This is a genomic window from Streptomyces sp. (assembly GCF_036566765.1).
GTDB lineage: Bacteria > Actinomycetota > Actinomycetes > Streptomycetales > Streptomycetaceae > Streptomyces.
Map to the genome: position 1 here is coordinate 1 of NZ_DATCVQ010000603.1, position 8,245 is coordinate 8,245.

General features: G+C 73.0%; 8 protein-coding genes and 1 other RNA gene. 4 read left to right on the forward strand and 5 right to left on the reverse strand.

Annotated features, from left to right (window positions below; all coding sequences use genetic code 11):
• Window positions 1–2 precede the first annotated feature (2 nt).
• Window positions 3–404, reverse strand: an RNA gene (gene rnpB / locus VIU94_RS34855) — RNase P RNA component class A.
• Window positions 405–481: 77 nt separating this feature from the next.
• Between rnpB and VIU94_RS34860 the strand changes: the two genes are divergently transcribed.
• Together VIU94_RS34860 and VIU94_RS34865 are read left to right on the forward strand one after the other, a co-directional pair.
• Window positions 482–1,264 carry a MerR family transcriptional regulator gene (locus VIU94_RS34860; RefSeq protein WP_331917861.1) on the forward strand — a complete coding sequence of 261 codons (783 nt, stop codon included), beginning with the start codon at window positions 482–484 and terminating at the stop codon, window positions 1,262–1,264.
• Between the two features lie 28 nt (window positions 1,265–1,292).
• Window positions 1,293–2,153, forward strand: coding sequence for a hypothetical protein (locus tag VIU94_RS34865; protein ID WP_331917863.1), 861 nt, complete (start codon window positions 1,293–1,295; stop codon window positions 2,151–2,153).
• On the opposite strand, the gene VIU94_RS34870 is transcribed toward VIU94_RS34865, so the two are convergent.
• Window positions 2,104–3,546 (reverse strand): RNB domain-containing ribonuclease, encoded by a 1,443-nt coding sequence (locus tag VIU94_RS34870; RefSeq protein WP_331917865.1) that lies wholly within the window; start codon window positions 3,544–3,546, stop codon window positions 2,104–2,106. The genes VIU94_RS34865 and VIU94_RS34870 overlap by 50 nt on opposite strands.
• Before the next feature lie 96 nt (window positions 3,547–3,642).
• Here VIU94_RS34870 and yaaA point away from each other — a divergent pair, with 96 nt between their 5' ends.
• Window positions 3,643–4,410, forward strand: coding sequence for a peroxide stress protein YaaA (yaaA, locus tag VIU94_RS34875; RefSeq protein ID WP_331917867.1), 768 nt, complete (start codon window positions 3,643–3,645; stop codon window positions 4,408–4,410).
• Window positions 4,411–4,466: 56 nt separating this feature from the next.
• Window positions 4,467–5,084, forward strand: coding sequence for a bifunctional 4-hydroxy-2-oxoglutarate aldolase/2-dehydro-3-deoxy-phosphogluconate aldolase (locus VIU94_RS34880; RefSeq protein ID WP_331917869.1), 618 nt, complete (start codon window positions 4,467–4,469; stop codon window positions 5,082–5,084).
• Window positions 5,085–5,104: 20 nt separating this feature from the next.
• On the opposite strand, the gene VIU94_RS34885 is transcribed toward VIU94_RS34880, so the two are convergent.
• From VIU94_RS34885 to VIU94_RS34895, 3 genes are all read right to left on the reverse strand, one after another.
• Entirely contained in the window at window positions 5,105–6,304 is a 1,200-nt protein-coding gene (locus VIU94_RS34885) for a serine hydrolase domain-containing protein (RefSeq protein ID WP_331917871.1), read from the reverse strand.
• Window positions 6,305–6,414: 110 nt separating this feature from the next.
• A complete protein-coding gene (locus VIU94_RS34890; RefSeq protein WP_331917873.1) occupies window positions 6,415–7,260 on the reverse strand; it encodes a GNAT family N-acetyltransferase in 846 nt (281 codons plus the stop codon).
• 83 nt (window positions 7,261–7,343) lie between these two features.
• On the reverse strand, window positions 7,344–8,245 hold a 902-nt coding region (locus VIU94_RS34895), incomplete at its 5' end, for a bifunctional RNase H/acid phosphatase (RefSeq protein ID WP_331917875.1).

Genomic DNA, 8,245 nt, shown 5'->3' on the forward strand with positions numbered 1-8,245 from the left:
GGCAGACGAGTCGGGCTGTACGCCGGGTTCTGTCGCCCGGGCGCCTTGCGGCGGCCGGGGAGACGGCCATCCATCTAGGGCCGGTGTTGCCACCGGCCTCCTGCGGTCTACCCGCGAACTCGGGCGGGCAGCCCTCGAACGTTCGCGCAGGGTCATCCGGAGACGACCCCTCTTGACCTTGCTCCGGGTGGGGTTTACCTAGCCGCCTGAGTCACCTCAGGCGCTGGTGGTCTCTTACACCACCGTTTCACCCTTACCGAGGACCGAGGTCCCCGGCGGTCTGTTTTCTGTGGCACTGTCCCGCGGGTCACCCCGGGTGGGCGTTACCCACCACCCTGCCCTGTGGAGCCCGGACGTTCCTCGGGGAGATCCTGGGATCCCCACGCGGCCGTCCGCCCGGCTCGTCTGCCGTGTCGACCATGCTACCCGGCATCGGGGGCTCGCTTGACCTTGCCGCAGCGTCAGGGTTTGTACTGAGGTCATGCGAATCGGAGAGATCGCCGCGCTCGTCGGGGTCACCCCGCGGGCGGTGCGGCACTACCACCATCTCGGGCTGCTGCCCGAGCCCGCTCGGCGGGCCAACGGGTACCGCGCCTACACCGTGCGCGACGCGGTGCTGCTCGCCCGGATCCGGCGGCTCACCGAGCTCGGGCTCGGGCTCGACGAGGTGCGGGACGTGCTCGCGGACGACGGGGGGCGGGAGCTGGTCGAGGTCCTGGAGGAGCTCGACGAGGACCTGCGCCGGCAGGAGGCCGTGATCCACGAGCGGCGGGAGCGGCTCTCCGGGCTGCTCGACCAGGCTCGGGACGGGCGGCTGACCGCCGAAGGGCCCGTCTCGCCGGCCCTCTCCGCGCTGTTCCAGGACATGGCTCGCGCCTCCGTCGGGCGGCCCGAGTCGCCGATGGCCGCCAAGGACCGGGAGATGCTGGCCCTTCTGGAGACCGTCGCGCCGGAGGGCGAGGCGCGTGACCGGCTGATGGGCTCGATGCGCTCGATGGCCGAGGCCCCCGGGGCGGCGGAGCGGGCGCACGACGTGTACGCCCGTCTCGACGCGCTCGCCTCCGCGTCGCCGTCCGACCCTCGCGTCGGCGAGGCGGCCCGGGCGCTGGCCGACCTCCTGCCGGACGAGGTGGCGGCCGATCTCGGTCATGACGGGGCTCTCCCGGACACCAAGCTCGCCGCCGCGTTCTTCGCCGACTTCGCGCCGGCCCAGGAGGCGGCGGTCCTCCAGGCCATGCGGCTGGTGCAGGAGCGTGCGGGGTGAGCGGGGTGGACGGGGTGAGCGGGGGTCCGTGGGCAGTGCCGTGGGGGACGTTCTGGGGGTCGTCGTGAATGCTGCTGTGCGTGTGCTGCGCGGGGTCGCCTATGTGGCGCTGCCCGCTGAGGTCGTGTTGGCCGTGTGCCTCGTCGCCGGGGTGCGGGTGCCCGGTGGGGTGCTCGCTGTCGGCGAGGTCGTGGTGCTCTTGCTGTTCTTCGGCGAGGTGGGCTTGTACGCGCGGTTGCGGCGGAGCGGCCTCTCCGCCCGGGAGGCGCTGGAGGTGCTTGTGCCTGTGCCGGTGCTGCGGCTGATCGGGCATGAGCTTCGGTTGATGGTGAGCCTTGGGTTGTGGGTGGCTCGGAAGCGTGTCGGGGTGCGCGGCGGTGACCTGGCTTTTCCTCATGCGCGTGATCAGGCTGCTCTGATGTACGGGTTTGCGTTCGTCTGCCTTGTCGAGACCGTTGGGATGTCCTACTTGCTGGGCGGCCTTCCCGTCGTGCATGCCATCGTGCTCGTGCTCGATGTGTACACCGTGCTGTTCGTGCTGGGGCTGCAGGCTGCGGCCGTCACCCGGCCGCATGTGCTGTCCTCGGATGCCCTGCGGCTGCGGCAGGCCGCCCATGTCGACGTTCTCGTACCGCTCGACCGGATTGCCGTGGTGCGGCATGAGCTGCTTTTTTCGCATGAGAAGAGGGAGGGGGAGCTCGATCTCGCTGTGGGCTCCCAGACGTCCGTCACCCTTGAGTTGACCGAGCCCCTCGACGTGCCCCGGCTTCTCGGCGGGGCGCGGGCGGTGCGGGTGCTGCGGTTCCATGCGGACGAGCCGCGGGCCCTCCTCGCCGCGCTCAAGCAGGCGCGAACTGCACCTTCGCCGAGCCCGGGTCTGCCTGCGTGAGGCGGACGCGGAGCCAGCGGCCCAGCGGCAGTTCGTCCGTGCCGCCCGCGATCCGGGCGACCACCGCCGGGTCGTCCAGGTGGACGGCGCCGATCGTCGGCTCCTGCTCCTTGACGTCGACCACGTACGCGTCGAAGAGATCCCCGACCCGGCCCTGCAGCAGCGCCGCCTCGACGATGTCCACGCTCTCGCGCTCCACCTCGTTCGCTCGCCGCGAGCCCGCGGCCATCTCGTCGGGCAGGGCCGCCAGCGCCTCGGTCACCCACTCCGGCGGCTCGCGGCCCGCGACGGCTGCCGTGCAGAGTTCGCCCGTGTAGCGGTCGACCAGGCGACGGAGCGGAGCGGTGCAGTGGGTGTACTCGTCGGCGACCGCGGCGTGGATCGCCGGGGTGGGCAGGTTTCCGTCGGTGAAGACGGTGTAGCCGGCGCCGCGCAGGAGTGTCGTGCAGTCCTGGAGGAAGGCGGCGTGCCGCGGGTTGCGCGGGTCGAGGTGGCGGACCACGTCCGCGTACGAGACGTGGTGCGGCCAGTCGACTCCCAGGGCCTTCGCCGAGCGCCGCAGCCGGGCGACCGCGCCGTCCGGGGCCGTCGGCAGGGTGCGCAGGACGCCGGTCCCGGCGGCGGTCATCACGTCGGCCGCGGCCATGCCGGTGAGCAGGGAGATCTGGGCGTTCCAGGCGTCGGAGGGCAAGGGGGCCCGGTAGTGGAGGGTGAAGGAGCCGGCGGCTTCTACGATCTCCTGTTCCGGGACGTTCAGGGAGATTCCGCCTCGTTCTTCTTCCAGGGCCTCGCGGAGCTTTCCGATCTCGCGGAGGAGGGTCAGGGGTTCCTCTGCCGTGCCGTCGTCGATCTGTTGCTGGACGGCCGCGTAGTCGAGGCGGGCCCGGCTGCGGACCAGGGCGCGGCGGACGTCGGTGGCTACGCGGCGGCCCTCGGCGTCCAGGTCGATGCGCCAGAGGAGGGCCGGGACGGTCTGGTCGGGAAGGAGGCTCGCCACTCCCTCGGAGAGGGCCGGCGGGTGCAGGGGGACCTTGCCGTCGGGGAAGTACAGGGTCAGGACGCGACGGTGCGCCTCGGCGTCGATCGCGCCGCCGGGGGCGACGAAGGCGGCGACGTCGGCGATGGCGTAGTGCACGCGGTAGCCGCCGTCGGCGCGCCGGGTCAGGTGCATGGCCTGGTCGAGGTCCGTGGCCCCGGGCGGGTCGATCGTGAAGAAGGGGAGGTCGGTGGCGTCGTCGGCCGGCAGGCGGGGGTTCTTCGACGCGGCCTCCGCCTCCGCCAGGACCGCGGGCGGGAAGGCGTCCGGGATCCCGAGCTCGGTACGCAGTGCGCGCAGGGCGGCCCGCAGCGGAGCCTCGGCTGCGCCGGTCACGTGCAGGTGGCGGCGGGGCATGGACCGAGCGTATGGCGGGGTGCCGGGTGCGGCACTTTGTAGGCTGAGCGGTCTGGGGCCGCACCCCCAGCCCCGTACGTACGAAGGAGAACCACCGTGCTCGTGCTGTTGCCGCCGTCGGAGGGTAAGGCCGCCTCGGGCCGCGGGACGCCGCTGAAGCCGGAGTCGCTGTCGCTGCCGGGGCTCGCGGAGGCGCGGGCGGCCGTCCTGGGCGAGCTGGTCGAGCTGTGTGCCGCGGACGAGGAGAAGGCGCGCGAGGTGCTCGGCCTGAGCGAGGGGCTGCGCGGGGAGGTCGCGAAGAACGTCGAGCTGCGGACTGCGGGCGCGCGGCCGGCCGGGGAGATCTACACGGGCGTGCTGTACGACGCGCTGGGCCTGGCCACGCTGGACGCGGCGGCGCGCAAGCGGGCGCGGGCCTCGCTGCTGGTGTTCTCGGGGCTGTGGGGCGCGGTGCGGGTCGACGACCGGATTCCGTCGTACCGCTGCTCGATGGGGGTGAAGCTGCCGGGGCTCGGTGCTCTGGGCGCGCACTGGCGCGGGCCGATGGCGGCGGTACTGCCGGAGGCGGCCGGGGACGGGCTGGTCCTGGACCTGCGGTCGTCGGCGTTCGCGGCCGCCTGGCGGCCGAAGGGCGAGGTGGCGGAGCGGACGGCCACGGTACGGGTGCTGCACGCGCCGACGCGGAAGGTCGTGAGCCACTTCAACAAGGCGACGAAGGGCCGGATCGTACGGAGCCTCCTTGAGGCGGGGGCCGCGCCGAAGGGGCGGACGGAGCTGGTGGAGGCGCTGCGGGACCTGGGGTACGTGGTGGAGGAGGGGACGAAGGCGGGGGTGCTGGACGTGCTGGTGGACGAGATTCACTGATTGCAGCATGCGCAACGGTCGTTGTGTGTAGCGCTTGGCGTGGGCAGGATGGGCCCATGCTGAGCGTTCTCGACCTTGCCCCCGTCGTTCCCGTCGTCGTCGTCGAGGACGCGGCCGACGCGGTACCGCTGGCCCGGGCGCTCGTCGCGGGCGGGCTGCCGGCGATCGAGGTGACGCTGCGGACCCCGGCCGCCCTGGACGCGATCCGCGCGATCGCGGCCGAGGTCCCGGAGGCGGTCGTCGGTGCGGGCACGGTCGTGTCCGCGCCGAACGTCTCGAACGCGGCCGCCGCCGGGGCTCGGTTCCTGGTGAGCCCCGGCTGGACGGAGAGGTTGCTGGACGCGATGCGGGCGTCCGGGCTGCCGTTCCTGCCGGGGGTCTCGACCACCTCGGAGGTCGTGGCGCTGCTGGAGCGCGGGGTGCCGGAGATGAAGTTCTTCCCGGCCCAGGCCGCGGGGGGCGTCCCGTACCTGAAGTCCCTCTCGGGACCCCTCCCGCAGGCCCGGTTCTGCCCGACCGGCGGCATCTCCCGCGCGTCCGCGCCCGCGTATCTGTCGCTGCCGAACGTCGGCTGCGTCGGCGGTACGTGGATGCTGCCGGCCGACGCCCTCGCGGCGCGCGACTGGACGCGCGTCGAGGCGCTCGCCCGCGAGGCGTCGGCCCTGAAGGCCTGAAGCCCTGAGACCCTCAGGCTCTAGCGCGGGCCGATCACGCCGGCGTAGACGTGGTCCGGCGTGATGATCTCCGTGATCGCCCGGGCGAACAGCGTGGACGGCTCCTGGCCCTGGACCAGGGTGTCGGTGTTGAGCAGGAGGACCATGGTCGCCTTCTGCTCGGGCAGGTAGACCGTCACGGTCTCGTATCCCGGCAGCGAGCCGTTGTGCCCGATCCATCCGTTGGAGTCGAAGATGCCGAGACCATAGCTGGTACCGGGGAAGCCCGTCGGCAGCGTCTTGAGGCGCTCGGCCTGGGTCTCGGGGCTGAGCAGCTCCCCCGTGGCGACGACCTTGGCCCAGCGGCGCAGGTCGTGCAGGTTCGAGATCATCGCCCCCGCCGACCAACCCCAGCTGGGGTTCCAGTCCGTGGCGTCCTCGATCGCGCCGCTCAGCGTCTGGTCGGTGTAGCCATGCGCGTGCGGCTCGGGGAACTCGGCCCCCTCCGGGAACAGCGTGTGGCGCAGGCGGGCCGGGCGGAGGACGCGCTGGTCGAAGAAGTCGCCGAGCCGCTGACCGCTGACCTTCTCGACCACCAGGCCGAGCAGGATGAGGTTGGAGTTGCAGTACTGGAACTGCGCGCCCGGCTCGAAGGTGTTCGGGTGCCGGTAGCCGTACGAGAGCACCTCCCACGGGTTGAAGCCGCGCTTCGGGTCGCTCAGGAAGTCGTGGTCGAAGTCCGGGTCGGAGGTGTACGGGAACAGGCCGCTGCGCATCTCGGCGAGGTGGCGCAGCGTGATCTTGTCACCGTTGGGGACGCCGCGGATGTACTTGTCGATCGGGTCGTCGAGGCCGACCTTGCCCTCGTCGACGAGTTCGAGCAGCGCGGTGACCGTGAAGGTCTTGGTCTCGCTGCCGATCCGGAGGTAGGTGTCCTTGAACATCGGCTGCCCGGTGGTCTTGTCGGCGACTCCGGTCGCCCGGACGTAGCACCCCTTGCCCGGAATCCACAGTCCGACGACGACCCCGGGGACGCCCGCCTGCGTGCGGACGTCCTCGATCGTCTTGTCCAGCCGGGCGTTCAGCTCGGGGCCGAGTCCGCCCTTCGGGCAGTCCTCCTTCTCGTGCCGGTCGGCCGCGACGGCGTCGACGGCTGTGGCGGAGGTCGCTGCCACCGGGGCCAGCACGGACGCCACGAGCAACGCGGCGGCGAACAGACGACGGGCGGAGGTACGTCTCATGTCGGGGGCCTCTTCCGGGTCGGGGCTGAGGCGGCCAGGTCACCACCCGAACCCTTGGTGGAGGCCCCGGTCCGAAACGCGTTCCCGCGAGTCCACTCGTTCGGGGGCGATCAGGACCGCCGTTGGCCGCCGAACGTCAGGCCGACGTGGTCGGTCACGGCCCGGTACCCGAGGCGCTGGTACAGCGCGTTGCTGGTGGGGTTGGCCAAGTCCGCGAAGAGCAGCACCTGCTGGGCGCCCGCGTCGAGTGCCGCACGGGTCACGGAGCTCGTCACGGCGCCCGCGTAGCCGTGCCCGCGTGCCTCGGCCGGTGTGTACACGGACGAGACCCGGGCCTGGCCCGCGACGACCGGCGAGACGCTCGCCATCGAGACCGGACCGTCCTCGGTCTCCCAGAGGTGGAACCGGCCGTCGGCGACGCGGGCCTCGATGTTCGGCGTGTAGTCGAAGTCGGGGTTCTCGCCGATGGCGTGGGCGAAGTCCCGCATCCACCGGACCGCGCGGGGGACGTCCTCGGCCGTCGCCGTCCGCGGTCGGCCCCTCGGGGCGGGGTCCGGCGGGGTGAGCTCGGCGAGTCGGTAGAGGCGCAGCCGAAGCGTCGTCGTCCACGGGCGGTCCCGCTCGCGGCTCAGCTCGCGGGCGAAGGCCTCGGCCGGCTCCGTCTCGCCGCGCACGACGGTCGCCTCCGCCGCGCCCGGCAGAACGTGGACGAGGGCGCGGGCCGCCGCCACCGGCATCGGTCCGAGCGTCGGCTCATGGGCGACCTTGGACAGGAAGGCGCCCGTGACGCTCCCGTCCGGCTCGGTCCACCAGCCGTACTGTGCGTGCGCGACGGGCTGCCGTCGCGCGGCCTCGCTGAGGGTGAGCAGCACGGTGCTGCGCGCCGGATCGGCGGTGAGGTGCTCGTGGGCGGCGGCGTGGAAGACGCCGGCGAGCTCGGTGAGGTGCCAGGTCATGGGGGGATGGTGCTACGGAGCAGGGCGGCGCGGCGCGGGATTTTCCCGGGCCGCGCCGCCGCGCTCCGTCACCTCACGCTTCGTCACCTCAGGTGCGAGGTGTCGTTCAGGAGGCGGACGGAGGCGTTGCCGTCCGCGTAGTACGCCACCGCCGAGAGCGAGGCCGCCGAGAGTTCCATGCGGAACAGGGACTCCGGGGGTGCGCCCAGGGCCAGGCGGATCAGGGTCTTGATGGGGGTGACGTGGGTGACCAGGAGGACCGTGCGGCCCGCGTACGCGGTGGCCAGCTGGTCCCGGGTCGCGGCGACCCGGCGGGCGACCGTCGCGAAGCTCTCGCCGCCGCCGGTGGGTTCGGCCTTCGGGGAGGCGAGCCAGTCGTCGAGGTCGTCGGGGTACCGCTCCCGTACCTCGCCGAACGTCAGGCCCTCCCATGCGCCGAAGTCCGTCTCGCGCAGGCCCTCCTCGATCCGGACGTCCAGGCCCAGGCGGGCGGCGACCGTCTCGGCGGTCTGGCGGCAGCGCTTGAGCGGTGAGGTGACGATCTCCTGGATCGTGCCGCGCGCGGCGAGCGCCGCGGCGACCGCGTCGGCCTGACGCAGCCCGGCGGCGGACAGCTCGGGGTCGTTGCCGCCGCTGCCGGAGAATCGCTTCTCCGGGGTGAGCGCCGTCTCCCCGTGCCGCAGCAGAACGAACGTGGCGGGCGCGCCCATGTCGGCCCCGCCGCCCCAGCCTTGGGAGGGGGCGGGGGTGGCTGCCTCATCGGTCGACACCGAGCCGCCGTGACGTACCGCGTACGCCGCGCCGCCCGCCGCCGCCTCGAAGTCGCCGGTGCCGGCGCCCGTCGCCAGTGACGCCCTGGCCTGTGCCGCCAGGGTCTCGTCCGGGGCGAAGAGGCCCTCTTCTGCCGGGGTCGTCGCGCGCGACGGCGTGGACAGGGCCGCTCGGGCCTTCGCCGCGCCTGCGGCCGCGTCGCCGGGAGGGCCGG

What these genes read in the sequence shown, in the direction of transcription:
- VIU94_RS34860 (WP_331917861.1), top strand. Translation starts at nt 482, where the DNA reads ATGCGAATCGGAGAGATCGCCGCGCTCGTCGGGGTCACCCCGCGGGCG.
- VIU94_RS34870 (WP_331917865.1), bottom strand. Translation starts at nt 3,546, where the DNA reads ATGCCCCGCCGCCACCTGCACGTGACCGGCGCAGCCGAGGCTCCGCTG.
- VIU94_RS34880 (WP_331917869.1), top strand. Translation starts at nt 4,467, where the DNA reads ATGCTGAGCGTTCTCGACCTTGCCCCCGTCGTTCCCGTCGTCGTCGTC.
- VIU94_RS34885 (WP_331917871.1), bottom strand. Translation starts at nt 6,304, where the DNA reads ATGAGACGTACCTCCGCCCGTCGTCTGTTCGCCGCCGCGTTGCTCGTG.
- VIU94_RS34890 (WP_331917873.1), bottom strand. Translation starts at nt 7,260, where the DNA reads ATGACCTGGCACCTCACCGAGCTCGCCGGCGTCTTCCACGCCGCCGCC.